The organism is Kitasatospora sp. NPDC056446 (genome assembly GCF_042796115.1).
In the GTDB taxonomy this organism is placed as follows: Bacteria; Actinomycetota; Actinomycetes; order Streptomycetales; family Streptomycetaceae; genus Kitasatospora.
This window is the reverse complement of record NZ_JBHTRF010000039.1, coordinates 31,261-56,931: the sequence shown is the minus strand read 5'-3', so window position 1 is coordinate 56,931 and position 25,671 is coordinate 31,261. Positions and strand designations below refer to the sequence as shown.

22 protein-coding genes and 1 riboswitch are annotated in these 25,671 nt (G+C 74.7%); of the genes, 9 read left to right on the top strand and 13 right to left on the bottom strand.

Annotated elements, in window-relative coordinates:
- Nucleotides 1-108: 108 nt before the first annotated feature.
- On the top strand, nucleotides 109-933 hold the full coding sequence (locus tag ACFQ6N_RS23815; protein WP_380652426.1) for a (2Fe-2S)-binding protein: 825 nt from the start codon (nucleotides 109-111) through the stop codon (nucleotides 931-933).
- A gap of 102 nt (nucleotides 934-1,035) precedes the next feature.
- On the opposite strand, the gene ACFQ6N_RS23810 is transcribed toward ACFQ6N_RS23815, so the two are convergent.
- A complete protein-coding gene (locus tag ACFQ6N_RS23810; protein WP_380652423.1) occupies nucleotides 1,036-1,767 on the bottom strand; it encodes a hypothetical protein in 732 nt (243 codons plus the stop codon).
- A gap of 52 nt (nucleotides 1,768-1,819) precedes the next feature.
- A complete protein-coding gene (locus tag ACFQ6N_RS23805; RefSeq protein WP_380652420.1) occupies nucleotides 1,820-2,572 on the bottom strand; it encodes a FadR/GntR family transcriptional regulator in 753 nt (250 codons plus the stop codon).
- Nucleotides 2,573-2,866: 294 nt separating this feature from the next.
- On the opposite strand from ACFQ6N_RS23805, the gene ACFQ6N_RS23800 reads away from it, so the two are divergent.
- The 3 genes from ACFQ6N_RS23800 to ACFQ6N_RS23790 are packed head-to-tail and all read left to right on the top strand — an operon-like array spanning nucleotide 2,867 to nucleotide 6,821.
- Nucleotides 2,867-4,474 (top strand): APC family permease, encoded by a 1,608-nt coding sequence (locus tag ACFQ6N_RS23800; RefSeq protein WP_380652417.1) that lies wholly within the window; start codon nucleotides 2,867-2,869, stop codon nucleotides 4,472-4,474.
- Nucleotides 4,471-5,652: a CaiB/BaiF CoA transferase family protein gene (locus ACFQ6N_RS23795; RefSeq protein WP_380652414.1), complete on the top strand. Its 1,182-nt coding sequence runs from the start codon at nucleotides 4,471-4,473 to the stop codon at nucleotides 5,650-5,652. The genes ACFQ6N_RS23800 and ACFQ6N_RS23795 overlap by 4 nt, the downstream gene beginning before the upstream one ends.
- Nucleotides 5,649-6,821 carry an acyl-CoA dehydrogenase family protein gene (locus ACFQ6N_RS23790; protein WP_380652411.1) on the top strand — a complete coding sequence of 391 codons (1,173 nt, stop codon included), beginning with the start codon at nucleotides 5,649-5,651 and terminating at the stop codon, nucleotides 6,819-6,821. The genes ACFQ6N_RS23795 and ACFQ6N_RS23790 overlap by 4 nt, the downstream gene beginning before the upstream one ends.
- 131 nt (nucleotides 6,822-6,952) lie before the next feature.
- On the opposite strand, the gene ACFQ6N_RS23785 is transcribed toward ACFQ6N_RS23790, so the two are convergent.
- The 5 genes from ACFQ6N_RS23785 to ACFQ6N_RS23765 form a co-directional block, all read right to left on the bottom strand.
- Nucleotides 6,953-8,005 (bottom strand): hypothetical protein, encoded by a 1,053-nt coding sequence (locus ACFQ6N_RS23785; RefSeq protein WP_380652408.1) that lies wholly within the window; start codon nucleotides 8,003-8,005, stop codon nucleotides 6,953-6,955.
- A gap of 170 nt (nucleotides 8,006-8,175) precedes the next feature.
- Nucleotides 8,176-9,777, bottom strand: coding sequence for an alpha-amylase family glycosyl hydrolase (locus ACFQ6N_RS23780; protein WP_380652405.1), 1,602 nt, complete (start codon nucleotides 9,775-9,777; stop codon nucleotides 8,176-8,178).
- A 200-nt stretch (nucleotides 9,778-9,977) separates the two neighbouring features.
- Nucleotides 9,978-10,610 carry a bifunctional 4-hydroxy-2-oxoglutarate aldolase/2-dehydro-3-deoxy-phosphogluconate aldolase gene (locus tag ACFQ6N_RS23775; protein WP_380652402.1) on the bottom strand — a complete coding sequence of 211 codons (633 nt, stop codon included), beginning with the start codon at nucleotides 10,608-10,610 and terminating at the stop codon, nucleotides 9,978-9,980.
- Complete coding sequence (locus ACFQ6N_RS23770) at nucleotides 10,607-12,304, bottom strand: amidohydrolase family protein (protein ID WP_380652399.1); 1,698 nt, start codon at nucleotides 12,302-12,304, stop codon at nucleotides 10,607-10,609. Before ACFQ6N_RS23770 ends, ACFQ6N_RS23775 begins: the two co-directional genes overlap by 4 nt.
- A complete protein-coding gene (locus ACFQ6N_RS23765; protein ID WP_380652396.1) occupies nucleotides 12,304-13,635 on the bottom strand; it encodes an amino acid deaminase in 1,332 nt (443 codons plus the stop codon). Before ACFQ6N_RS23765 ends, ACFQ6N_RS23770 begins: the two co-directional genes overlap by 1 nt.
- A gap of 222 nt (nucleotides 13,636-13,857) precedes the next feature.
- Between ACFQ6N_RS23765 and ACFQ6N_RS23760 the strand changes: the two genes are divergently transcribed.
- From ACFQ6N_RS23760 to ACFQ6N_RS23745, 4 genes are all read left to right on the top strand, one after another.
- On the top strand, nucleotides 13,858-14,979 hold the full coding sequence (locus ACFQ6N_RS23760) for a sugar kinase (protein WP_380652393.1): 1,122 nt from the start codon (nucleotides 13,858-13,860) through the stop codon (nucleotides 14,977-14,979).
- A gap of 31 nt (nucleotides 14,980-15,010) precedes the next feature.
- Nucleotides 15,011-15,760 (top strand): IclR family transcriptional regulator, encoded by a 750-nt coding sequence (locus tag ACFQ6N_RS23755; RefSeq protein ID WP_380652390.1) that lies wholly within the window; start codon nucleotides 15,011-15,013, stop codon nucleotides 15,758-15,760.
- A gap of 28 nt (nucleotides 15,761-15,788) precedes the next feature.
- Nucleotides 15,789-16,217 carry a RidA family protein gene (locus ACFQ6N_RS23750; protein ID WP_380652387.1) on the top strand — a complete coding sequence of 143 codons (429 nt, stop codon included), beginning with the start codon at nucleotides 15,789-15,791 and terminating at the stop codon, nucleotides 16,215-16,217.
- Nucleotides 16,218-16,413: 196 nt separating this feature from the next.
- Nucleotides 16,414-17,133 carry a DUF2470 domain-containing protein gene (locus ACFQ6N_RS23745; RefSeq protein ID WP_380652384.1) on the top strand — a complete coding sequence of 240 codons (720 nt, stop codon included), beginning with the start codon at nucleotides 16,414-16,416 and terminating at the stop codon, nucleotides 17,131-17,133.
- Between the two features lie 65 nt (nucleotides 17,134-17,198).
- On the opposite strand, the gene ACFQ6N_RS23740 is transcribed toward ACFQ6N_RS23745, so the two are convergent.
- Together ACFQ6N_RS23740 and ACFQ6N_RS23735 are read right to left on the bottom strand one after the other, a co-directional pair.
- The gene (locus tag ACFQ6N_RS23740) at nucleotides 17,199-18,635 is read right to left on the bottom strand and encodes an APC family permease (protein ID WP_380652494.1); all 1,437 of its coding nucleotides are present in this window, start codon (nucleotides 18,633-18,635) and stop codon (nucleotides 17,199-17,201) included.
- Between the two features lie 597 nt (nucleotides 18,636-19,232).
- Entirely contained in the window at nucleotides 19,233-20,198 is a 966-nt protein-coding gene (locus ACFQ6N_RS23735) for a peptidoglycan DD-metalloendopeptidase family protein (protein ID WP_380652381.1), read from the bottom strand.
- A 2-nt stretch (nucleotides 20,199-20,200) separates the two neighbouring features.
- Nucleotides 20,201-20,411, bottom strand: a riboswitch (cyclic di-AMP (ydaO/yuaA leader).
- A gap of 282 nt (nucleotides 20,412-20,693) precedes the next feature.
- On the opposite strand from ACFQ6N_RS23735, the gene ACFQ6N_RS23730 reads away from it, so the two are divergent.
- A complete protein-coding gene (locus ACFQ6N_RS23730) occupies nucleotides 20,694-22,229 on the top strand; it encodes an MFS transporter (protein WP_380652378.1) in 1,536 nt (511 codons plus the stop codon).
- A gap of 23 nt (nucleotides 22,230-22,252) precedes the next feature.
- Here the strand turns inward: ACFQ6N_RS23730 and purB are convergent, their stop codons facing one another.
- From purB to ACFQ6N_RS23710, 4 genes are all read right to left on the bottom strand, one after another.
- Complete coding sequence (gene purB / locus ACFQ6N_RS23725; RefSeq protein WP_380652375.1) at nucleotides 22,253-23,683, bottom strand: adenylosuccinate lyase; 1,431 nt, start codon at nucleotides 23,681-23,683, stop codon at nucleotides 22,253-22,255.
- Nucleotides 23,684-23,794: 111 nt separating this feature from the next.
- Nucleotides 23,795-24,250, bottom strand: a complete 456-nt coding sequence (locus ACFQ6N_RS23720) for a MarR family winged helix-turn-helix transcriptional regulator (RefSeq protein ID WP_380652372.1) — start codon at nucleotides 24,248-24,250, stop codon at nucleotides 23,795-23,797.
- Between the two features lie 158 nt (nucleotides 24,251-24,408).
- The gene (locus ACFQ6N_RS23715; protein ID WP_380652369.1) at nucleotides 24,409-24,825 is read right to left on the bottom strand and encodes a DUF3037 domain-containing protein; all 417 of its coding nucleotides are present in this window, start codon (nucleotides 24,823-24,825) and stop codon (nucleotides 24,409-24,411) included.
- Entirely contained in the window at nucleotides 24,822-25,577 is a 756-nt protein-coding gene (locus ACFQ6N_RS23710; protein ID WP_380652366.1) for a HipA family kinase, read from the bottom strand. The genes ACFQ6N_RS23715 and ACFQ6N_RS23710 overlap by 4 nt, the downstream gene beginning before the upstream one ends.
- Nucleotides 25,578-25,671 lie beyond the last annotated feature (94 nt).

Genomic DNA, 25,671 nt, shown 5'->3' with positions numbered 1-25,671 from the left:
CACCCTGGAGGCCCCGATGACGCCCGACCGCCCGTCCGTACCCGGGTCATCCGCACCCGGGCCGTCCGGACCCGGCGCGGGGTTCACCGACCCGACGGGGGTGGGCCGTTGAACCCCGCGCCGCCACCCCACCGACCCGACCACGGCCGACCCGACGGCAGTCGACCCGAACACGGCCCACCCGAGCACGGCCGACCCGACTACGGCCGACTCACCGCCGTCGGACCGTACTTCGCACTGGACACCGCTCCGGACACGGACACGGACGCGGAAACGGCCCCGGCCCCGGCCCCGCCCGAAGGCTTCCGTCCGCTGCCCGAGCTGTTCGGCACCGGGCCGGACGCCCCGCTGGCAGCACGCCTGCGGGTGGTGGCGCAGCGGCTCGGCACCGCCGAACCCCGGGTCGCCGCCTCGATCCTGCACCTGGGGCTGGCCGCCCGCTTCTGGTCGGTGGGCCTCGGTTCGGCCGTGCTGCTGGGGACCGTCCCGACCCTGGAGCACGCCTGGTTCCGGATCCCGGACCAGGGACCGCTCGACCTCTGGACGCCGCCGGAGCCCGTCCGGGCGGGCAGCGGCTCCCTCGCCGACCGGCTCCACGACACCGTCCTGCTGGGCAACTTGGAGCCCCTGGCCGCTGCCGTCCGGGCCGCCGTGCCGCTCTCCCCGCGCCTGCTGCTCGGCAACACCGCCTCCGCACTGGCCGGCACCCTGCGGGTCCTGGACGTCCACGCGCCGCTCGCGGCCCGGGAGTTGGTCTCGGAGCTGCTGGACCGCCCGCCGCTGGCCGGGGCCGGCACCCTGCGAACCGGCCCGCACGGCACGGCTTTCCGCCGGACCAGTTGCTGCCTCTACTACCGGGTCGGGCCGGGCGCCGGGCTCTGCGGGGACTGCTGCTTCACCGCGCCTCCGGGGCGCGGGACGCGGGACCGCTGAGAACCACCGCGAACCGCCGAGGCCCCGCCGAGCACCGGCCGGCCCCGGTCAGCCCCCGGCACCATCGAGACCTTCACAAATGGAGGTCCGCCCGGGAGCCCGTCACAGCCGCACCACCGCCCAGTCCACCGCCCCCGACGGCACCGCCGCCCGCTCGACCGCCGGGTCGCCGGACAGCACCCGGGCCAGCGCGCCCACCGGCAGCGCCGGGGTGGTCGCGGCCAGCACCCGCCCCTCGCCGTCGAGCAGCGCGGCCTCACCGGGCAGCGCCCGCAGCGGCGGCACCAGCAGCCGCTCCAGCGCGGCCAGCGGGACGTCCCCGGCCACCACCCCGACGAAGCCGGCGCCCGGGACGGCCACCGGCCGGGCGACGCACAGCACGTACCGGTCGGCACAGAGCAGGTCGACCTGCGGCCCGGCCACCACCGCCCGCCCCTCGTCCCGGGGCCGGGCGAACCAGGGCAGCGCCCGGTAGTCGTAGAACTCGGCGTCCGACGGGTCGAGCGCGAGCCTCAGCCGCCGCTCCCCGGCACCCCGTCCGCCTCGGTACCACCACTCCACGTGCAGGTCGGCGTCGACGAGCGCGCCGGGCGCCACGGCGGCGCCGCAGCCGAACCAGCGCGACCCCGGCCGGGCCAGCAGCCCGCTCACCGTCCCGTGCAGCACGGCAAGTTCGGCGGCCGCGGGCCGGCGCCCCGCGGCGGCCGCCCGGGCCCAGCACGCGGCGAGGGCCGCCCGCAGGCCGTCCAGGTCGGCGAGCACCGAGTCGACGGCGGCGGCGACCTGCCGGGCGCAGTCCCCGGTGGTGGCGGACAGGGTGGACGTGCTGGTCATGACGGCTCCGGCGGGCGGGTGGGGTTCCGGGAACGACGGCGGTGCCGCCGGATCAGCCGTCGTCCGCCAACTCCAGGTGCCCCCGGACCAGATGGTGCACGCACGCGACGGCGTGCGTCTCGGCGGCGGCCCGGGCGGCGGCCGCGTCGCCGGCCAGGACGGCGACCAGGATCTCCCGGTGCTGCTCGGCGAAGCGCTTCTGGTCGGGGCCGTACGGGGCGGGCAGCCAGAGCAGCGGGCCGAGTTCGGCCTGGAGCCGGACGGCGAGCTGGGTGAGGCGCACCGACTGGGCGGCGACCGCGAGTTCGATGTGGAAGCGGGCGTCGGCACGGCACTGCTCGGCGGGCCCGGCGGCGTCGCGCAGTTCGTGCACCAGCCGGGTGAGCCGGGGGCCGAGGTCGGCGGGGGCGCGTTCGGCGGCCAGCCGGGCGGCGGTGCCGAAGACGGCCAGTTCCTCGTCGCCGAGGTCGCGCAGGTCCACCGTGGCGGTCTCGCGCAGCCGGTCGACCCGGAGGTGTTCGGAGCCCTCGGCCGGGGTGCGGACGAAGCTGCCGCCGTTGCGTCCGCGCCTGGTCTCGATCAGGTCCGCCTCGCGGAGCAGCGCGAGCGCCTCCCGGACGGTGCCGTTGGCGACGCCGAGTTGGTCGGCGAGGTCGTTCTCGCTGGGGAGCTGGTCGCCGTCGGCGACCAGGCCGAGGGCGATCGCCTCGGTGATCCGGCGGGCCACGGCGTCGGCGCGGCCGAGGTCGGTGAGCGGCGCGAGGACGGCCCTGAGCAGCGGGGTCGCACTGCCGATGGTCGTCACGCCGGGCCCCTCCTCGTTCGCCGCACGATCTCCGCAGGGTACCCCGGTCCGGCGCGCACCCTTGCCGCTAGAAACTCAATCTCGTATGTTTTCCCGCAGTCCCGCCCCGTACCCCACCATGTACCCCGGCCCGCACCCCGGCCCGCAGGCCCGGCACGCGCGCCACCCCGCAGCACTACCCAGGCACTACCCGCGAACTCCCTTCGCACGCCCGCGAACCCGTAGCGCTCTCCGGCACCTTCCGGACCCGCAGCACTCCCCCGACGCATCACGACACGTTCCCAGGAGCAGGTCATGACCGATGCCAGTGCACGCGCCAGCACCGCCCGCCCCCCGGGCGCCGCCCCCGACCCGGACGCCGAGCGGCTGGCCGCCCTCGGATACACCTCCGAGTTCAAGCGCGACATGAGCCTGTGGGCGAACTTCTCCCTCGGCTTCACCTACCTCTCCCCCGTCGTCGGGGTGTACACGCTCTTCGCCACCTCCCTCCAGACCGCCGGTCCGCCGATGGTCTGGAGCTTCCTGATCGCGGGCGTCGGCCAGTTGCTGGTCGCGCTGGTGTTCAGCGAGGTGGTCGCCCAGTTCCCGGTCGCCGGCGGGGTGTACCCGTGGGCGCGGCGGCTGTGGGGCCGCACCTGGGGCTGGCTGACCGGCTGGGTCTACCTGCTGGCGCTGATGTCCACCATCGCGGCCGTCTCGTACGGCGCCGGCCCGTACGTCGCCGCGCTGCTGGGCGTCGAGCCGAGCACGGCGACGACCGTCTGGTGCGCGCTCGGCCTGCTGGCGCTCGCCACCGTGATCAACCTCGGCGGCACCCGGGTGCTGTCGGCGGCGGCCGTGTTCGGCTTCGCCGCCGAGCTGCTGGGCGCCCTCGCGGTCGGCGCCTGGCTGCTGCTGACGCACCGCTACCACGGCCTCGGCGTGGTCTTCGACAGCTTCGGCGCGGGCGGCGACGGCTCGTACACCGACGCCTTCCTGGCCGCCGGGCTGATCGCGGTCTTCCTGTTCTTCGGCTTCGAGGCCTGCGGCGACGTCGCCGAGGAGGTGCCCGACCCGGGTCGGCAGATCCCCAAGTCGATGCGGCGCACCATCTACGTCGGCGGCGCGGCGGCGATCGGCGTCAGCCTGGCACTGGTGATGTCGATCCGGGACATCGGCGCGGTGGTCTCCGGCAGCGACAAGGACCCGGTGGCCCAGGTGCTGCACGAGGCGTTCGGCGCGACCGGCGCCCGGGTGGTGATCGGCGTGGTGCTGATCTCCTTCCTGTCCTGCGTGCTGAGCCTCCAGGCGGCGGCGAGCCGGCTGACGTACTCCTTCGCCCGGGACCGGATGATCGCGGGCAGCCGCCTGCTGGCCACCGTCTCGGACCGGCTGCGGGTGCCGCCGTACGCGCTGCTGCTCGCGGCGACCCTGCCGGGCGTGATCATCGTCGGCGCCTCGGCGCTCTCCGAGGGCGCCCTGACGAAGATCATCTCCTTCTCCAGCATCGGCATCTACCTGGCCTTCCAGATGGTGGTGCTGGCCGCCCTGCGGGCCCGGCTGCGCGGCTGGCGCCCGAGCGGGGACTTCCGGCTCGGCCGCTGGGGCCTCGCCGTCAACGTCGGCGCGCTGGTCTACGGCGTCGCCGCGATCGTCAACATCTGCTGGGGCCGCACCCCGGACGCCGCGTGGTACGACAACTACCTCGTCCTGCTCTCCGCGGTGGTCGTGTTCGCGGCCGGCGGGCTCTACCTGCTCCTCGCCCGCCCGCACCTGCACGGCGACGCCCCCTCCGGCGACGCGGCGGCCGCGGTGACGGCGGGCGCGACAGCCGACCGTACCGCCGACCCGGCGACCGACCCGACCGGCGACCCGGCGACGGACCCAGCGACCGACACCACCCGCCCGGGAGCAGCCGAATGACCGGGCTCCCGCTCGACGGCGTCCTGGTCGCCGACTTCGGCCGCGTCCTCGCCGCGCCCTACCTGACCATGCTGCTCGCCGACCTCGGCGCCGACGTGATCAAGGTCGAGCAGCCCGGCACCGGCGACGACACCCGCGCCTGGGGCCCGCCGCACGCCCAGGGCGAGGCCACCTACTTCCTCTCCGTCAACCGCAACAAGCGTTCCCTCACCCTCGACCTGCGCGACCCGGCCGACCACGCCCGCGCCGTCGAACTCCTCCGCCGCGCCGACGTGCTGGTGGAGAACTTCCGCCCCGGCACGATGGCCCGCCACGGCCTCGGCCCCGACGATGCCCGGGCCCTCAACCCCCGTCTCGTCTACTGCTCGATCACCGGCTTCGGCACCGGCCAGGGCGCCGGACTGCCCGGCTACGACCTGCTGGTGCAGGCCGTCGGCGGCCTGATGTCGGTGACCGGCCCGGCACCCGGCGAACCCGTGAAGACGGGCGTCGCCGTGGTGGACGTGCTGACCGGACTGCACGCGGCGGTCGGCGTCCTGGCGGCACTGCGCGAGCGCGACACCACCGGCCGGGGCCAGCTGGTGGAGCTGAACCTGCTCTCCACCCTGCTGTCCGGCCTGGTCAACCAGTCCGCCGGCTACACCCTGGCCGGGGCGGTGCCCGGCATCCTCGGCAACCGCCACCCCTCCATCGCCCCGTACGAGGTGTTCACCGCCGCCGACCGCCCGCTGGTCGTCGCGGTCGGCAACGACCGGCAGTTCGCCGCGCTCTGCCGGGGCATCGGCGCACCCGCTCTCGCCGCCGATCCGCGCTTCGCCACCAATGCCGACCGGGTCGCGCACGTCGGCCCGCTCGCCCGCGAGCTCACCGCCCGGCTCGAACGCCGCACCGCCGCCGAGTGGTTCGCGGTGCTCACCCCGCTCGGCGTGCCCTGCGGCCCGGTCAACGACCTGGCCGACGCCTTCGCCCTCGCCGACTCCCTCGGCCTGGCCCCCCGGGTTCCGCTGCCCGGCCCGGACGGCCGCCCGCTCGACCTGGTCGCCAACCCGATCGGCCTGTCCCGCACCCCGCCGCGCTACCACCTGCCCCCGCCCCGGCTCGGCGAGCACACCGCCGAGCTCGCCGCCTGGCTGGACGCTCCCGCGACGCCCCCCACAACCTCCCAGGAACCGATATGAGCACCCCCCTCGCCGACCCGCTCGACCTGATCGACTTCGCCACCCTGCTGTCCGAGGAGGAGCGCGCGATCCAGGCGACCGTCGCCGGCTTCCTCGCCGACCGGGTCCGCCCGCACCTGCCGGAGTGGTTCGACAACGCCCACTTCGCCCGCGAACTCGCCCCCGAGATGGGCGCCTTGGGGCTGCTCGGGATGCACCTGGACGGCTACGGCTGCGCCGGCACCAACGCCGTCTCCTACGGTCTGGCCTGCCTCGAACTGGAGGCCGCCGACTCGGCCCTCCGCAGCTTCGTCTCCGTCCAGGGCTCGCTCGCGATGCACTCGGTCCACCGGTGGGGTTCGGAGGCGCAGAAGCAGGAGTGGCTGCCCCGGCTGGCCGCCGGCACCGCGATCGGCTGCTTCGGGCTGACCGAGCCGGACTTCGGCAGCAACCCGGCCGGAATGCGCACCCGCGCGGTGCGCGACGGCTCGGACTGGATCCTCGACGGCACCAAGATGTGGATCACCAACGGCGGCATCGCGGACGTCGCGACGGTCTGGGCGGCCACCGAGGACGGTGTCCGCGGTTTCCTCGTCCCGCGCGGCACCCCCGGCTTCACCACCCGCGACATCACCCGGAAGCTGTCGCTGCGCGCCTCGGTCACCTCCGAACTGCACCTGGACGGCGTCCGGCTGCCCGCCGAGGCACGGCTGCCGGGGGCCGAGGGGCTGCGCGGGCCGCTGTCCTGCCTGAACGAGGCCCGGTTCGGCATCCTGTTCGGCGCGGTCGGCGCCGCCCGGGACTCCTTGCAGGCGGCCCTGCGGTACGCGGACTCCCGGGTCCAGTTCGACCGTCCGATCAGCGGCTTCCAGTTGACCCAGCGCAAGTTCGCCGACATGGCGCTCGCGCTCGGCAACTCCGCGCTGCTCGCCGTCCACCTCGGGCGGCTCAAGGACGCCGGGCGGCTGCGGCCGGAGCAGGTCAGCGTCGGCAAGCTCAACAACGTGCGCGAGGCGCTGGCGATCGCCCGTGAGTGCCGGACGGTCCTCGGGGCGAACGGCATCTCGCTGGAGTACTCGCCGATCCGGCACGCCAACAACCTGGAGTCGGTGCTGACGTACGAGGGCACCAGCGAGATCCACACCCTGGTGGTCGGGCAGGCGCTGACCGGGCAGGCCGCGTACCGGTAGGGCCGGGCGGCGCCCGGGCGGCGCCCACGCCACGGCCCGCGTCCGGCTTGTCCAGAGCCGGGCGCGGGCCGCCGATCCCCACCCGGCGCCGATGCCCCTGGCGCCGGGTGAAGCCTTCCCGAGGGGTCCGGTCAGACCGCGACCGCCTCCTCCATCTCCTCCTCGGCCTCCGCCGGCGCCTCCACCGGACGGCGGCCGCGGCGCTCGTACAGCGCCCCGGCCGCGACGGCCGCGCCGCCCAGCAGCAGCCAGGCCACCAGGGTCGCGACGTGCCCGCCGAGGCCCGCGCCGCCGTCGAAGTACAGCAGGCTGCGCGCGCCCTCCAGGAAGCCCGCGCCGGTCCAGAAGCCGTGCAGGGCGCCGAAGAAGCCGTTCAGCAGCTCCGGGCGGTAGATGCCGCCGGAGGAGGTGAAGTTGAGCATCACGAACAGCACCATCAGCGCCAGCGTGGTCCACTTCTTCAGGAAGCTGTGCAGGCCGATGCCGATCAGCACGACGCCCGCCGAGTAGAGCCAGCCGAGCGCCCAGACCGCGGCCTGGTCGTGGTCCACCACGTGGAACACCGGGCCGGCGGTGACGATCCCGATGACGCTGACCACCAGCGAGACGGCGACCCCGACCAGCGCCCGGACCCGCATGCCCAACGCGGCACCGGCGGCGCCGATCACCGCGACGCTCGCGTACGAGCCGATGCTCAGCGCGACCAGCAGGAAGAACAGGCCCTGGCCGGTCGGGTCGCCCGCGGCGGGCGTGGTCAGGTCGGTGACGTGCAGCGGGACGCCCTGCCGGTCGGTGACGGCGGTGAACACCGCGGTCGCGGCCACCACCGAGGTCTCGGAGTTCCCCTTGGCGACGATCAGCTCGGGGCTCGTGGCGTCCGGGACGAAGGCACCGACGAGGTCGCGGTCGCGCAGTTGCTGTTCGGCGGCGGACCGGTCGTCGACGGTCCGGACGTCGAGCCCGTCCCCGGCCTTCTGCCGGATCGCCTCGGCCAGGCCGTGCGCCTGGGGCGTGGTGCCGACGACGGCGACCTTGAGGTGGTGCGGCTCGGGCTGGTGGAAGGCGCCCTGGTAGGCGAGCGCCATGCCGAGGCACATCAGCAGCGGGGTCACCAGGTGGACGGCGAGGTGCTTGAGCGAGTGCCCCAGCGTGGGCGCCGCGGCGGGGGTCTGGGGTGTGCTCATGGTGGTCGTACCGTCCTCCGGTGGTGTTCCGTTCGCATGAGAGGGTGGCAAATGCAACCAATCAAGGTGGTAAATGCAACCATCTATCGATGTAGCTTACAACTATCCGACATCGAAGGGAAGCGGGCCCCGGGTCCGGCGGCGGCCCCGGGGTCCGGCGGCCGGAGCCCTCAGTCCAGCGCGTACACCCCGTAGGAGAACCCGTCCGCCCGCAGTTCGCCGTCCACCACCCGGACGCCCTGCGCCTCCAACGGCCGCATGCCCGAGGGGAGCCCGCCCGGCAGCAGCTCCGACAGCCGTACCGCCCCCGGCTCCCGCCGCGGGTTGACCGCCACCAGGTACCGCCCGGCCCGGGTGTACACCAGCGGGTACCCGTCGTGCCGCACCTCCGCCCCGCCCGCCGAGCCCAGCCCGGGGTGCGCCCGGCGCAGGGCGATCAGCCGCCGGACGGTGTGCAGCAGCGAGGTCGGGTCGGCCCGCTGGGAGAGCACGTCCGGACGGTGCGGGTCCGGGTCCACCGGCAGGTACAGCCGCTCGGGCGGCGCGGTGGAGAATCCCGCCGTGGGGCCGGGCGCCCACTGCATCGGGGTGCGCGAGCCCGCCCGGTTGAAGCGCGGGCCGAGTACGCTGCCCTCGGTGTCGGGCAGGCCGGGCAGGTAGCGCATGCCGATCTCGTCGCCGTAGTACACCGCCGGGAGGGTCGGCCAGGTCAGCAGGAAGGCGAAGGCCGGGGGGAGCTGCTCGGCGGTGCGCGGACCGGCGGCCAGGCGGGAGAAGTCGTGGTTGGCGCTGGGCAGCACGATGTGCCCGCTGCCTTCGGTGAGTTCGGCGGCCGAGCGCCAGGCGTCCAGGAAGGGCCGCGCGCTGCCCCGGCCCTCGGCCTCGAAGTAGCAGGCGTCCTGGTGCCAGAACTCCTCGACCGTCCCGCCGTTGTTGTTCCAGAGGGAGCGCAGTGGCAAGCCGTGGTCCGCGCCGCCGAAGTGCAGGAAGAAGTCCGCGTGGAAGCCGGCCGCGACGGCGGCGGCCGGGTCGCCCCATTCGGCGAACAGGGCGGCGTCCGGGTGGGCGCCGTCCAGCCAGTCGCGCAGCCCGGTCCAGAGCTTGGCGGTCTCGGCCTTGTCCGGGTCGTCCTTGACCAGCGAGTACGCCATGTCCACCCGGAAGCCCGCCACTCCGAGGCCGAGCCAGTGCGCCATGATCTCGCGCAGCGCCGCCCGGTTGGCGCGCGGCCCTTCGGCGTCCACCGGCTGGCGCCAGGGCTCGTCCGGACTGCTGCGCGCGTAGCCGAAGTTGAGTGCGGGCTGACAGTCGAAGAAGTTCGGCCGGTACCAGCCGGGGCGGCTGCCGGGCGAGGCGACGAAGCCGTCCGCCCGCCGGTCGGACCAGATGTAGCGGTGGTCGGCGGGGTCCTCGGCGGCGGCCAGGAACCAGGGGTGGCGGTCGGAGGTGTGCCCGGCGACCAGGTCCAGCAGGATCCGGATGCCCCGGCGGCGGGCGGCCTCGACCAGGGCGGCCAGGTCCTCGGTGCGGCCGTAGCGCGGGGCCGGGGCGAGGTAATCGGTGATGTCGTACCCGGCGTCGCGGAACGGCGAGGCGAAGCAGGGGTTGAGCCAGACCGTGTCGACGCCGAGCCAGGCCAGGTGGTCGAGGTGCTCCGCGATGCCGGCGAAGTCGCCGATGCCGTCGCCGTCGGAGTCGGCGAAGCTCTGCGGGTAGATCTGGTAGAGGACCGCTTCGGCGAGCCAGTCGGGGCCGGGGCGGGTCGAGGTCATGGGCGGGTCCTCCTGCCGGGTCCGGGGCCCGGGGGTGCGCCGGGCCGGGCTGAGCCGGGCCGGTGCCGGCCGGGAGGCCGGACGACCGGGTGCCACCGATTCTCGTCCGCTCCCGGCCGTTCCGACAGTCCGCCTCACCCCGCCCCGCCGCCGCTTCGGCTCACCCACCCCGCCCCGGCCCACCGCGTCCTGCCGGTGCGCTACGTCGCCCGCACCCGCGCCGGGCAGGCCTCCGTGAACACCCGGGCCCGGCGGGTGATCTCCGCCCAGTCGCCCGCCGCGACCGCCTCCGGCGGCACCACGTCCGTCCCCGCGCAGACCGCGAGGGCGCCCTGCCCCAGGAACTCGGCGGCGTTGCCCGCGTTCACCCCGCCCGAGGCCACCAGCGGAACGTCCGGGTACGGGCCGCGCAGGTCCTTGAAGTAGCCGGGGCCGAACGCCCGGGCCGGGAATATCTTGACGGCGGCGGCGCCGAGGTCCACCGCGTGCGCCACCTCGGTCGGGGTGAGCGCCCCGAGTACCACCGGCACCCCGGCGGCCCGTGCCGCCACCGCGACCTCGGGCCGGCAGCCGGGGGTGACCAGGAAGGACGCCCCCGCGGCGACCCCGCGCTCGGCCTGCTCCGCGGTCAGCACCGTGCCGACGCCGACCCGCCAGCCGGCCTGCGCCGCGCGTCGCAGATGCTTCGTCACATCCGGTGTGGTGTAGGTGAATTCGGTCCAGGTGATGCCTCCGGCGGCGAGCGCGGCGCACAGTTCGGCGGCGTCCGGGATCCGCGGTGCGCGGACCACCGCGATCACCCGGTCGTCCTGGAGGGCGGAGAGAGAGTTCATGTGGCTCGGGTTCCTCGGTCGGTGCGGCGCAGGGCACGCCCGGGGCGGGCGCCGGTGGTGCGGCCCTGCCGGACGACGGCGGTGCCGTTGACGTACACGTACTCGATGCCCTCGGCGGGGCGCCGGGGGTGCTCGAAGGTGGCGGCGTCCCGGACCCTCAGGGGGTCGAGGAGCACCAGGTCGGCGTGGTGGCCGGGGGCGATCCGGCCGCGCCGGTGCAGTCCCAGCCGGGCGGCCGGCCGCCCGGTCATCCGGGCGATCGTCTCCTCCAGTGACAGCACCCCCAACTCCCGGCTGTAGTGGCCGAGGTAGCGCGGGAAGGTGCCCCAGGCCCGCGGGTGCGGCCGGGCGCCCACCAGCAGTCCGTCGCTGCCGACGGTGTGCGCGCGGTGGCGCATGATCGCCCGGACGTTCTCCTCGTGCCCGACGTGCTGGAGGATCGTGGTGGCCAGCTCGTCCCGGCGCAGCAGGTCGAGGAACACCTCCGTCCCGGTCCGCCCTTCCTCGACGGCGAGTTCGGCCACGGTGCGGCCGACGGCGGGGGACAGCTCCGCCGACCGGACGCCGGAGATCTGGATCGTGGTCCAGTCGGTGACGACGCCGTGGCAGCCGTCGCTGCCCTTCTCCTCCACCTCGTAACGGATCCGGGCGCACTGCGCCGGGTCTGCGAGCCTCGCCAGCGTCGCGGCCGGTCCGCCCTCGGCGGCCCAACTCGGCAGCAGGGCGGCCAGGGTGGTGGACCCGGGCAGGTAGGGGTAGCTGTCCAGGGTGAGGTCGACGCCGTCCGCGAGTGCCTGGTCGAGCAGTTCCAGCAGCTCGCCGGCCCGGCCCCGGTTGACGCCGAAGTTCATCGTGGCGTGGGTCAGGTGGAGTCCGCAGCCGCTCTGCCGGGAGATCTCCACCATCTCCTCGTAGCCTTCCAACGCACCTGCTCCGTACGAGCGTTGGTGCGGCGCGTGGAATCCGCCGTAGGCCGCGACGATCCGGCACAGCTCGACCAGCTCGGCGGTGTCCGCGTACGTCCCGGGGGTGTAGGTGAGACCGCTGGACATGCCGACCGCGCCGTCCAGCAGGCTCTTCGCCAACACCTGCCGCATCCGGTCGAGTTCGGCCGGGGTGGGCCGGCGGTCGGCCCACCCCATGACGAGCGTGCGCAGGGTGCCGTGCGGGACGAGGTAGCACGCGTTGACGGCGGTGCCGGTGCGGTCGAGCCGGTCCAGGTAGCCGGCGACGTCCCGCCAGTCCCAGTCGAAGCCGGCCGGATCGCCGTTCCAGCCCGCGAGTTGGCGGCGCAGGGCGGGCAGCGTGGTGTCGTCCACCGGGGCGTACGACAGGCCGTCCTGGCCGAGCACCTCGCAGGTGACGCCCTGGGTGACCTTGGCCGGGTGCTCGGGTTCGAGCAGCAGGGCGAGGTCGGAGTGGGCGTGCATGTCGATGAAACCGGGGCTGAGGACCAGGCCGTCGGCGTCCACCACCTCGGGCGCGTCGAGGCGGTCGCCGATCTCGGTGATCAGGCCGTCGGCGATCCGCACGTCCGCCCGGTAGCGGTCCGCTCCGGTGCCGTCCACGACGGTGGCGCCCCGGAAGACGGTCGCGCCCGGCCCGGAACGGCCCGGCCCGGGACGGCTCGCCTCCGGCCCGGGCAACCAGGACAACCCGCCCGCCCCGGAGCGGCCCGTTCTCTCCCCCGCCATCAGAAGAACGTCCTGACCAGCCCGGTGACCTTCGGCTCGGCGGCGTCCGCCGAGTCCAGCACCGGGATCGCCGTCCACTTGTCGAAGGCCGTGCACGGGTGCGACACGCCCAGGCGCACCACCGCGCCGATCGGCGCGAGGTCGCCGGCGTCGCGCAGGAAGGCGTGCTGGTCGTTGAGCGCGGTGATCCGGGCCGTCGTCCCGGTCAGTTCGGCTCCGCCGCGCACCCGTTGCGGCTCGGGCAGGCCCTCGTCGAAGGGCAGGTCGCGCTTGCCGGCGTCCAGCAGGGCGAGTTGCGGTTCGGGCCGGGAGACCACCCGGGCCCAGCCGTGCAGCGCACCGCGGAACGGCGACTCGCCACCGTCGCGGGCGAGCGGTGAGATGCCCCGGTAGAAGCCGTCGTCGTGGGCGATGTAGGCGCCGGAGCGCAGCACCACCAGGGCGTCCGGCAGTCCCGTCAGCTCCTCGACCACCAGGTCGAAGTAGGCGCTGCCGCCGGCCGTGACCACGGGCGGCGCGTCGTCGGGGTAGGCGCTCGCGAGCCGGCCGTGGAGTTCGGCGAGGGTCCGCAGGTAGCGGCGGACGGTGTCCAGTCCTTCGGCCGTGGCGTCGTGAGCGAGCGCGCCCTCGTAGCCGCCGACGCCGGCGAGGCGCAGGGTGGGGGCGCGCAGGACGGCGGCGGCGACCTCGACGGCGGCGTCCACGCCGCGGGCACCGGTCCGCCCGCCGGGGCCGCCGAGTTCGACCAGCACTTCGACCGGCCGTTCGGCTCCGGCGGCGCGCAGCGCCTCGTCCATCAGCCGCACGCTCTCGGTGGAGTCGACCCAGGCGAGGAAGGCGAAGTCCGGGTCGGCGGCCAGTTCGGCCGCGATCCAGGCCAGTCCGAGCGGGTCGAGCAGGGTGTTGGCGAGCAGGACGCGCTGCACCCCGAAGGCCCGGGCGACGCGCACCTGGGGCAGGTTGGCGAGGGTGATGCCGTGGCTGCCGGCGGCGAGTTGGGCCTGCCAGAGGGCGGGCGCCATGGTGGTCTTGCCGTGCGGGGCGAGGGCGACCCCCGCCTTGGCGCACCAGTCGGCCATGGTGCGGACGTTGTGGTCGAGCGCGGCGCCGTCGAGGGTGAGCAGCGGGGTGCCGAGCGAGGAGAGGGTCGGTCCGGTGGCGAGCCAGTCCCGGACGGTGCGGCCGTCGGTCGCGCTGCCGGGCCGCCGGCCCGCGGGGGTGTCCGGTGGTGCGGCCTTGAACCGCCAGTCCAGCGGCTCCTCGGCCAGGGCCGCCACCGCGCCGCCGTCGATACCCGGCCCGGTTCCGCTGTGTGCGAAGGTCTGATCCACCGTGTTCCTCCATCCGCCATGTTGCAGCATGTGCAACGAGGGTTGCACATGTTGGCAGCACGGTTCTAGCATCGGCGCCGGATCACGGTCAACGGAACCGACTCCCGGACCACGGACCGGACGCGCCCCCGACGGGCCCGGCCGCCGCCCGGCGCAGTCGGCGCACGGTCAACGGAGTCGGCCCGCTCTCGACGGAACGGCCGCAGACGAGGAGCCCAGCACATGCCGCGACAGGACACCCAGGGCCCGACCCGCCCCGGTCCTCCCCCGACGGCCGTGTGCGTGGGCGAGTCGATGGCCGTCCTGCTGCCGGACCGCCCGGGGCCGCTGGAGTCGGTGGAGACTTTCCGGCTCTCCGTCGGCGGCGCCGAGTCCAACGTGGCCGGTGCCCTGGCCGCGCTGGAGGTGCCCACCGCCTGGATCAGCCGGGTCGGCGACGACGGCTTCGGCCGCCGGCTGGTCGCCGAGGTCGCCGCCCGCGGCGTGGACGTCTCCGCGGTCGCGGTCGACCCGCACCGCCCGACCGGCCTCTACCTCAAGGAGGTCGGCGGCAGCACCGGCCGCGACCACGACCTCGGCCCGGGCCGCAGCCGGTTGCACTACCACCGGCGCGGCTCCGCGGCCGCCGCGCTGTCCCCCGCGCTGCTCGCCGACCCGGCCGCCGCCGCCCTGCTGGCCGGCGCCCGTCTGCTGCACCTGTCCGGGATCACCGCCGCGCTCTCCGACGACTGCCTGGCCCTGCTGCGCGCCCTGCTGGCGGACCGCCGCCCGGGCCGGACGGTCAGCTTCGACCTCAACTGGCGCCCCTCGCTCTGGCGGGACCGCGACCCGGCCGTCCTGCCCCCGCTGCTGGACTCCGCCGATCTGCTGCTGCTCGGCGCCGACGAGGCGCAGGCGGCCTTCGGCACCGGCGACCCGGCCGCCCTGCGCCGCCGCTTCCCGTCGCCCGCCACCCTCGTGGTGAAGGACGCCGACCGGTACGTCACGGCCCTGGAGCGGGACGGCACGGCGGTCAGCGAGCCCGCCCTCGCGGTCGAGGTCGTCGAGGCCACCGGCGCGGGCGACGCCTTCGCGGCCGGCTACCTGGCCGGCACCCTGCGGGGCCTGGACCAGCGCCGCCGGCTGCGGCTCGGCCACCTGAGCGCCGCCTGCGCGCTGACCGCCCCCGGCGACCAGGCCGAACTGCCGCCCGCACCCGTGGTGGCCGCGCTGCTCGACGCCTCCCCCGCGCAGTGGGCCGCCACCCGGGTCAGCGCGGACGGCATCGCCGGCCCGGCCCTGCCGACCGTCCGGGCAGCGTCCGCCGACCGGAGGCCGTCCGCCGAGCGGGCCCGGGCACAATGAGCAGGAACCCCAGCCCCCGAAGCGGAGCACGATGAGCCAGACCGTCACCCGCGCCCTGCGCATCCTCGCCGAGCTCGGCGAGGGCGAACGCTCCCTCGACCAGCTCGCCGAGAAGCTCGGCGTCCACAAGACGACCGTGCTCCGGCTGCTGCAGAGCCTCGAAGAGGAACGGTTCGTCTACCGCGACGCGGCCTACCGCTACCACCTGGGCGCCGGCCTGTTCGCGCTCTCCGGCCTGGCTCTGGAGCAGCGCGGCATCCGCCGGATCGCCGCCCCGCACCTGGCCGAGCTGAACGCCGCGACCGGCCAGACCGTGCACCTGGCCGCCTACGAGGGCGGCGAGGTGGTCTACATCGACAAGTTCGACTCCCGCCACCCGGTCCGGATGTACTCCCGGATCGGCCTGCGCGCCGCGCTGCACAGCGCCGCCGTCTCCAAGGTGCTGCTGGCCGACCTGCCGCTGCCCGAGCGGCGCCGGGTGGTGGCCGGGATCGACTTCACCCCGCACACCGAACGCACCCTGACCACGCCCGAGGCGCTGCTCGCCGAGCTGGAGAAGGTCGCCGCGCAGGGCTGGGCACAGGACCACGCCGAGCACGAGGCCTTCATCAACTGCGTCGCCGCGCCCGTCCGGGACGCCAGCGGACGGGTCGTCGCGGCCGCGTCCATCTCCGTCCCGGACGTCGTCCTGCCGTACGAGCAGGTGCTGGACCTGCTTCCGCAGCTGCTCGCCACCGCCCGCGCCGTGTCGGCCGACTGCGGCCGCCCCGACCATATCTGACGAACCGTCAAGAACCCTAAGGAAGACGATGTCCACCGAGCACCCCCGGACCGGCGAGAAGACCGAGATCCGCACCGACGGCGCCCCCGCTCCCGCCTGGATGTTCTCCCAGGGCGTCCGCAAGGGCCCGATCCTCCAGGTCTCCGGCCAGGGCCCGCAGGACCCGGCGACCGGCGAGTACCTCCACCGCGGCGACGTGAAGGCGCAGACCCGGCGCACCCTGGAGAACGTCAAGGCCATCGTCGAGGCGGGCGGCGCCACCGTCGAGGACGTGGTGATGTTCCGCGTCTACCTCACCAAGCGCGCCGACTTCCCGCTGATGAACGAGGTCTACGCCGAGTTCATCGACGAGAACATCAAGCCCGGCGGCGTGAAGCCGTGCCGCACCACGATCTTCGTCGAGCTGCCGCAGGAGCCGATGCTGGTCGAGATCGACGCCCAGGCCGTCATCGGCTGACGGGCCGCCCGCCCGCAGGGCCCGGACGCTCCCGCGCGTCCGGGCCCTCGGTGCGTCCGAGCCCTCGGCACATCCCGGCCCGCCGCCGTCCCCGCGCGCCCCCACCTCCGCCCGCCTCCGTCCCCGTCGATGCCTGCTTGCCACACCTCGACCCGGATATTAGGTTAGCCTCACCTAACTATCTGGAGGTCCGTCCATGAGCCTGCCCACCGGCGACACCGAGGTCCCCGAGCCCACCACCGCCGAACGGATCCTCAGCCTGCTCGCCACGGCCTCCTCGCTCACCGTCCGTGCCCTCGGCGAGCACCACGACCTGGACACCCCGGTCTCCGTCCACGGCACCCGGCTGCGGATGCGCGCCCCGCTGGACGCCCCGCTCACCGTGGCCGCCGCCCAGGCCACCGAGGGCCTGGCCGTCGTCCTCGACGTCACCGACGTCTCCCCCGTCGCTGTCCGCGACCGCGTCCGCGCCCGCCTCACCCTGGCCGGCCGGCTACACCTGGCCCACCTCGCCGACGACGGCCTCAGCGTCCACCTGGGCGTCGACGTCGCCCACGCCGTCCTCGCCACCCCGTACCGCACCGGCGCGGTCACCGCCGCCGACCTCGCCCTCGCCGCCCCCGACCCGCTGGCCCGCCACGAGGCCCCGCTGCTCACCCACCTCGCCGACGACCACGCCGACGCGCTCGACGTCCTCACCCGCCTGCTCGACCCGGTACTGCTCGCCCGTACCCCGGACGTCCGTCCCCTCGCCCTCGACCGGCACGGCCTGGTGCTGCGCCTGGACCACCCCGACGGCCACCGCGACGTCCGCCTCGTCTTCCCCGAACCGGCCCGCGACACCGAGGACTTCGGCCACCGGATGCACGACCTGCTGGCCGCCGCCCAGCACGGCCTGCCGGTCCACCGCAACTGACCGGGCCCCGACGCCCCGCCACGCCGGCCACCCGGCTCACGGCCGACCCCGACGCCCGAACCCCGTCACCGCTCGACGGCGTCCTCCAGCACGATCCGCCCCATCCGCCCGTACAGCTCCGGCCGCCACCGGCGCACCGCGAGGGCCAGCCCGATCCCGCCCGCGAACACCCCGATCACCAGGTACGGGATCACCCGGAACAGCAGCGTGTGCGCCGCCGCCCCCGCCGCGGCGTCCCTGGCCAGGACCAGCAGCACCACCACCCCGGCCATCGCCACCCCGCCCAGCAGCGGCGCGACCAGCGTCCGGAACCAGTGCGCCGTCTCCGGATGACGGCCCCGCACGTGGAAGTACCCGACCACGGCGAAGGAGCAGAGCGTCTGCACGACCAGGATCGCCATCGTCCCGAGCAGCGCCAGCAGCGTGTACAGGTGCGCGTACGGGTCCATCCCCGCCGCCAGGAACGCCGCCACCAGCACCGCCGCGATCACCGACTGCACCACCGAGGCCACGTGCGGCGAGCCGTACCGCCGGTGGGTGCGCCCCAGCGCCGGGTGCAGCAGTCCCTCCCGCCCGATCGCGTACAGGTACCGCGCCGCGCACTGGTGGAACGCCATCGCGCACGCGAACGAGCCGGTGACGACCAGCCATTGGAAGACCGTCACCGCCCAGGCCCCGAGGTGCTCGCCGAGCGGGTCGAAGAACAGGCTGTTGCCGTCCTTGCCCGGCACCGCGCCGCCCGCCACCGCGATCGCGTGCCGGACCCCGTTGCCGGAGACGATCATCCAGGACACGAAGACGTAGAACAGCCCGACCCCGACCACGGACACCAGGGTCGCCCTCGGCACCACCCGCTTCGGGTCCCGGGACTCCTCGCCGTACATCGCGGTCGACTCGAAGCCCACCCAGGAGCAGAACGCGAAGAACAGTCCGAGCCCGGCCGCCTCCGCCCCCGAACTCCCCACCCCCTTCAGCGCGTTCAGCGGGTTCACGGCCGCCCCGACGATCCCGTCCGGCCCGCCGCCGGAGCACAGCACCGCCACCGAGACCGCGCCCAGCACCGCGACCTCCAGCACCAGCGCGACCCCGAGCACCCCCGTCGTCAGATGCAGGTCGAACCAGCCCGTCACCCCGATCACGACCAGTCCGAACAGCGCGTACCAGCCCCAGCCGAGATCCACCCCCACCTGGGCCCGGACCAGCCCGCGCAGCGAGTACGCGAAGAAGCCGAGGACCGAGGCCTCGAAGACGATGTACGCGAGCAGCGCGAGCAGCCCCGACGCCATCCCGGCGACCCGCCCCAGCCCGTGCGAGACGTACCCGTAGAACGCCCCGGCCGCGGTGATGTGCCGGGCCATCGCCACGTACCCGATCGAGAACACCGTGAGCACGACGGTCGCCACGATGTACGCGGCGGGCGCGCCGACGCCGTTCCCCTGGCCGACGACGATGGGCAGGTTGCCGGTCATCGCGGTGATCGGGGCGGCGGTGGCGACGGCCATGAACACCACGCCGACCAGGCCGACCGAGCCCGCCTTCAGCCGGTCCACCGCCGCCGCGCCCCCCACCGCCTCCGCGCCGTCCGCCGTGGCCGGCGTCCCCGCCTCCCCCGGACCAGCGCCGTCCGCCGCCTCCCCCGCCGACGCGGGATCCCCGCCGGGCCGCTTCCCCGACGGCCCCGTCCCCGGCGGCTTCCCCGACCGGCCCCCGACCACGCCCTCGCCCCGGACGGCCATCCGGCCTCCTCGCCTGCCCCGGCTCTCCCGCCCGCCGGACCGGCCGGGCGCTGACTGCCGAAAGCATCGGGTGCCGCCAGGCGCCCCGCAAGGCGCGGATCATCCGACAACCCCGCTGCCTGACGGCAGAGTTGACGCCATGTTCGACCGCCCGGAGCCGGCCTCGAACGACCGGACGCCCCGGAAACGGCAGTGGCCGGCCCGGCTCGCGAGGGGGTATGTCCCGCGAGCCGGGCCGGCCTGGGCGTGTCCCGCGCCCATGTCCGCCGCGCGGCGGTCACCCGGTCGAGCGGTCACCCGACATGACCATCCCGGAGGACCGATTCGCTCCGCAGCAGCGGTGGTTCCTGAGACCCCGGAGGGTCAGAGCGCGACGCCGTGGGCGCGCAGGTAGGCGACCGGGTCGATGTCCGAGCCGTACTCCGAGCCGTTGCGGATCTCGAAGTGCAGGTGCGGGCCGGTCACGTTGCCGGTGGCGCCGGAGAGGCCGATCTGCTGGCCGACGGTGACGGACTGACCGATCGTCACACCGATCGAGGAGAGGTGCGCGTACTCGGCGTAGTGGCCGTCGGCGAGCTTGATCTCCACCTCGTTGCCGTAGGCGCCGCCGTTGCCGGCCTTGACCACGACGCCGTTGCCGACGGCGCGCAGCGGGGTGCCGGTGGAGGCGACGAAGTCCTGGCCGGTGTGGTGGCCGGAGGCCCACATCGAGCCGGCCACGCCGTAGGCGGTGCCCAGCTTCGGGTTGGCCAGCGGCGCGACGAAGGCGGCACTGGCGGCGACCGGGACGGCGGTCACGGCCGGGGCCGGGGCCGCGGTCTGAACCTGGGTCTGCACCTGGGCGGACGGCTTGGCGGCCTCGGTCTGGACCTGGACCTGGGCCTGCGGCTTGGCGGCGGCGGCCTGGGTGACCGGCGCGGCCGGCTTGGCGGGCTTCGCCGGGGCGGCCGGAGCAGCCGGGGCGGCGGCGTGGCCGGCGAGCGCGAGCTGCTGACCCGGGAAGATCAGGTTCGGGTCGGCACCGACGAGCGAGCGGTTCTGCTCGTACAGCGCGTGCCAGCCGCCCTGGACGTTCCGGGCGTCGGCGATCTTGGACAGGGTGTCCCCGCTGACGACGCGGTAGCTCTCGGCCGAGGCGGCCGAGGCGGCCGGGGCCGGCGCGGCGGCCTGGGCCGCCGGCGCGGAGGCGGCGGCGGGGGCCGGGGCGGTGTGGGCCTGGGCGCTGATCGCGGTCACCAGCGGAAGGGCGAAGGAGACACCGGTCACAGCGGTGGCGATGCCGATCCGGGCGGCGCGGGGCAGGGCGATACGACGAGCCTGTGCAGGCATGGAATTTTCCTCTCCGACGCCTGCGAGGTGAGCTGTCGGGTTCGGGCTGGAGTTGCCCGGCCGCATGTGCGGCTTCACCCCAAGCCGGTCCTGGACGCCCGCGCCCTGAGGCGCGAACTCCGGTCCGGCGACTTACCTGTGGGTCCCCCGCTCCTGCCGTACAGAGTTCAGATCGAACCACCGGGCAGCGGCAGGATTCGGCGTTCCACCCGGCGGATCCGTCCGGACTGGCCGGGCGGTCGCTGAACTAAAACCCATCCGTTCGGGTGAAGCAATGTCGATCTCTTGAATCGGCAACCATCTCCCTGGTCACCGTCACCCTCCGGATACCGGCCCGCACAGTGCGTACACAACCCATTCACCCCCCGCCACTGATCCACGACCCTGCGCCGAAGTCGACGCCGCCGCGCAGTCGCCCGCTCACGCACCGCACGCCACCGACACACCCACCGGTGACCCTTGTCACGTACGCCTCGGGAGGCGCAGGATCGGGCCGTGGCCACCTCCGAGGCCGGCACCCTGCGCCTGGGCACCGCGCAGGGTCGCTGGGTACTACTGGCGACCGTGCTCGGCTCCAGCATGGCGATGCTCGACGGCACCGTGGTGAACGTCGCCCTGCCCCGCATCGGCACCGATCTCGGTGCCTCCCTGGCGTCCCTCCAATGGACGCTGAACTCCTATCTGCTCACCCTGGCGGGCCTGATCCTGCTCGGCGGCGCGCTCGGCGACCGCTACGGACGGCGCCGGGTCTTCCTGATCGGCGTGGTCTGGTTCGCCGCCGCCTCCGCGGCCTGCGCCGCCGCGCCGAACATCCAGGTGCTGGTCGCCGCCCGGGCCGTCCAGGGCATCGGCGGCGCGCTGCTCACCCCCGGCTCGCTCGCCATGCTCCAGGCGGTCTTCCACCCTGACGACCGCTCGGCCGCGGTCGGCCTGTGGTCCGGCCTGGGCGGGGTGTCGGCCGCGGTCGGCCCCTTCCTCGGCGGCTGGCTGGTGGACGGCCCCGGCTGGCGCTGGATCTTCCTGCTGAACCTGCCGCTCGCGGCCGCCGTGATCGCGGTCACCACCAGATCGGTGCCGGAGAGCCGGGACAAGGGCGCGTCCGGCCGCTTCGACGTGCTCGGCGCTGTGCTCGCCGCACTGGCGCTCGGCGCGGTCACCTACGCGCTGACCGCCGCCGGCGAGGGCCTGTCCCCCGCGGTCTGGGTCACCGGGGCGATCGGCCTGGTGCTCGCCGCCGCGTTCGTGGCCGTCGAACGCCGCGCACCCGACCCGATGCTGCCGCTCGGCCTGTTCTCCTCCCGGCTGTTCACCGCCGTGAACCTGGTCACCCTCTGCGTGTACGCGGCCTTCAGCGGCGTCTTCTTCCTCCTGGTGGTGCAGCTCCAGATCGTCGCCGGCTTCTCGCCGCTGGTCTCGGGCTTCGCGCTGGTGCCGATCACGGTGCTGATGCTGGCGCTGTCGGCGCGGGCCGGCCGGCTCGGCAAGCGGATCGGCCCGCGGATCCCGCTCACGATCGGCCCGCTGCTGTGCGCCGCCGGGGTGCTGCTGATGCTGCGCACCGGCCCGGACTCCTCCTACTGGGCGGACGTGCTGCCCGCCGTCACGGTGATGGGCTGCGGGATGACGCTGCTGGTCGCACCGCTGACCGCCACCGTGCTGGCCGCCGTCGAGGTCCGGCACGCGGGCATCGCGAGCGGGGTCAACAACGCCGCCGCCCGCGCGGCCGGCCTGCTCGCGGTGGCCGCCCTCCCGGCACTGGCCGGGCTGAGCGGCGACGCCTACCGGGTACCGGCCTCGGTCGACTCCGCCTTCCACACCGCGATGCTGATCTGCGCGGGCCTGCTGGCCGCCGGCGGGCTGATCGCCTTCACCACCGTCCGGGGCAACGTGCTCGCCCCCGAGGACCACCCGGTGGCCGAGCCCGACTGCGAGTGGAGCTGCGGCACCACCCCGCCGCTCGACCCGGGCCACGTCCACACGCACGAGGGCCCTGCCACCGGTCCGGTGGCAGGGCCCTCGAAGCCGAGCTGACCCGGCGTCAACTCACGGGCGTATCAGAGGATGTCGCCGGGAGCGTACTTGGCGGCCGCCGGGTAGGCGGCCGCGACGGCGTCCACCTGGCGGACCACCTCGGCGACCTGGGCGCCGGCCGCACCGGTGAAGGAGAGCCGGTCGGCCAGCAGCGCGTCCAGCGCGGCCCGGTCCAGCGGGATCCGCTCGTCGGCGGCCAGGCGGTCCAGCAGCTCGTTCTCCCGGGCGCCCGCGCGCATCGCCAGCGCGGAGGCGACGGCGTGCTCCTTGATGACCTCGTGCGCGGTCTCCCGGCCGACGCCCGCGCGCACCGCGCCCATCAGCACCTTGGTGGTGGCGAGGAACGGCAGGTAGCGGTCCAGCTCGGCCTCGACCACGGCGGGGAAGGCGCCGAACTCGTCGAGGACGGTCAGGAAGGTCTCCAGCAGGCCGTCGAAGGCGAAGAACGCGTCCGGCAGCGCGACCCGGCGCACCACCGAGCAGGAGACGTCGCCCTCGTTCCACTGGTCGCCGGCCAGCTCGCCGGTCATCGAGGCGTAGCCGCGCAGGATGACGGCCAGGCCGTTGACGCGCTCGCAGGAGCGGGTGTTCATCTTGTGCGGCATCGCGGAGGAGCCGACCTGGCCCTCCTTGAAGCCCTCCGTGACCAGCTCGTGGCCGGCCATCAGGCGGATGGTCTTGGCCAGGCTGGACGGCGCGGCGGCCAGCTGGACGAGGGCGGTGAGCACCTCGAAGTCCAGCGAGCGCGGGTAGACCTGGCCGACGCTGGTCAGCACGTTCTCGAAGCCGAGGTGCCCGGCGACCCGGCGCTCCAGCTCGGCCAGCTTGTCGGTGTCGCCGCCGAGCAGGTCCAGCATGTCCTGGGCAGTGCCGACCGGGCCCTTGATCCCGCGCAGCGGGTAGCGGGCGATCAGCTCCTCCAGGCGGCGGAAGGCGACCAGCAGCTCGTCGGTGATCGACGCGAAGCGCTTGCCCAGGGTGGTGGCCTGCGCGGCCACGTTGTGCGACCGGCCGGCCATGACCAGCTCGGAGTGCTGCGCCGACAGCTTGGCCAGGCGCACCAGCACGGCCACCGTACGGTCGCGGACGTGCTCCAGCGACTGGCGGACCTGCAGCTGCTCGACGTTCTCGGTCAGGTCCCGGGACGTCATGCCCTTGTGGATCTGCTCGTGGCCGGCGAGTTCGCTGAACTCCTCGATCCGGGCCTTCACGTCGTGGCGGGTGACCCGCTCACGGGCGGCGATCGAGCCGAGGTCGACCTGGTCGACGACCCGCTCGTAGTCGGCGACGGCGGTCGCGGGAACCTCGACGCCGAGGTCCTGCTGGGCCTTCAGGACGGCGAGCCACAGGTGGCGCTCGAGGACCACCTTGTGCTCGGGGGACCACAGCTGGGCCAGGGTCGCCGAGGCGTACCGGGAGGCCAGGACATTGGGGATCTGGGGCTTCGCGCTCACGCTTCGCAAGGGTAACAGCCGAGGTCATGCCGGACGTCGGCGGATGGGGTGGGCCCGGTCGGGGCCCACCGCCGGACCGTCGGCGCGGCGCCTGGGCGTGTCGGACACGCCTTACTGGGCGCCGGGCGTCCGGCCCGCCAGGACCGGCAGGACCTGCGAGCAGATCGAGTGCAGGGCGATCCGCTGGTCGTCGGTCATCGCCTCGAAGGCCTGGTGGGTGCGGGCCATCTCGCCCCGGATCCGGTTGAGGATCTCGCGGCCCTCGGCCGTGATCACCACGATCTTCACCCGGCGGTCGCCGGCCGCCGCCGCCCGGTTGGCCAGGCCCAGCGACTCCAGCCGGTCCACGATCCCGGTGACGTTCGACGCGTCGCAGCCGAGGCGCCCGGCCAGCGCCCGCATCGGCACCGGCTCCTGCACCGCCCCCAGCGCCTTGGCCTGCGAGGAGGAGAGGCCGTGCCGGGCCGCGGCCGCCGCGAAGTCCTGGAAGTACGCGGCACCGACGGAGGCCAACACCTCCATCAGCTCGGCGTTGGTCGGTACGGTCGTCGTCGCTGTCGAACCCATGGGGTCAGCGTACGACCAGGTGCTTCACCAACTCAAGCTTTGACCGGGGCAACCGTCGGCGAGCCGCCCCGCATCCGCCCCGCACGCCCGCCCACGCGCCCGCTCGCGCACGTCCCACGCGCCCCACCCGGCCCTCGGGCGCCCCTGCGGGCGCCCGCTCAGAGCACCAGCTGGTCGAACAGCCGCCGCAGCTCGGCGTCCGGGTCGGCGGTCAGCCCGGTGTGCACCGGCCCCGGCTGGACGACCGCGCTGCGCGGCGCGGTCAGCCAGCGGAAGCGCTGCCCCGGGCTGTCCCCCGCCGCCGGACCGGCCTGCGGGCCGCCCAGGCAGACCGCCTCGATCCCGTGCAGCGCCCGCCGCACCCCCTGCACGTCCGCCACCGGGTCCAGCGCCAGCAGCCGCGCCTGGTCCAGGTGCGTGCGGGCCGCCAGGTGCGAGCTCTGCCGGCAGTACAGCAGCACCCCGACGTTGACGCACTCGCCGCGCTCGACCCTCGGCACCGCCCGGATCACGGCGTACTCGTAATCGTGCAGCTCGACGGTGGCCGGCAGCGCGGACCTCGACGACCCGGTCATGCGGACACCTCCGGAAGCCAGTCACGGGGACCGGCCAGTCGCCCGGTCAGCTGGGCCAGGTACGCGGCGCGCACCTCGTCGGGCGAGTCGAAGCCGGACTCGTCCGTCAGCCAGACGTCGGGGATCTGCGCCACGGCCGCCTCCACCGCCGCCTCCGCGAGCGGCGCGAGCACCTTGTCGGCGGCGGCCAGGTCCGGCCGGGCCGCCAGCAGCGCGTGGTCGGAGGCGTCGTACGGGCGGCGCACCCAGGCCCCGGCCCCCGGCCAGTTGTGGTGGAAGATCAGGCTCGCGCCGTGGTCGATCAGGCGCAGCCCGCCGGTCGCCACCAGCAGGTTGGGGTTGCGCCAGGACCGGTCCACATTGCCGATCAGCGCGTCGAACCAGAGCACCTGGCCCGCGAGTTCGGAGTCCACCTCGAAGCAGAGCGGGTCGAAGTTGAGCGCACCGCTGACGAAGGCCATCCCGAGGTTGGTCCCCCCGCTGGCCCGCATCTGGTCCTGGATCTGCTGGTCCGGCTCACTGCGCGCGAGCACCGGGTCCAGGTCGACGGTCACCAGCTCCGGCACCGGCAGCCCGAGCCGGCGCCCCAGCTCGGCGGCCAGCACCTCGGCGACCAGGGCCTTGCGCCCCTGCGCCGCACCGACCCATTTCAGCGCGTAGAGCCGCCGATCGTCGGCCTCGACCAGGCCCGGCATCGAGCCGCCTTCTCGTAGTGGCGTCACGTACCGGATCGCCGTCACCTCGGGTAGCACGCGCACAGCCTATCGGTGCCGCTGTCCCCGCCGTGCGCCCGCCCGCGGCCCGCCCCGGCCCCGACCGCCGTGCCGCGGCCCCGCCGCCCGCTCG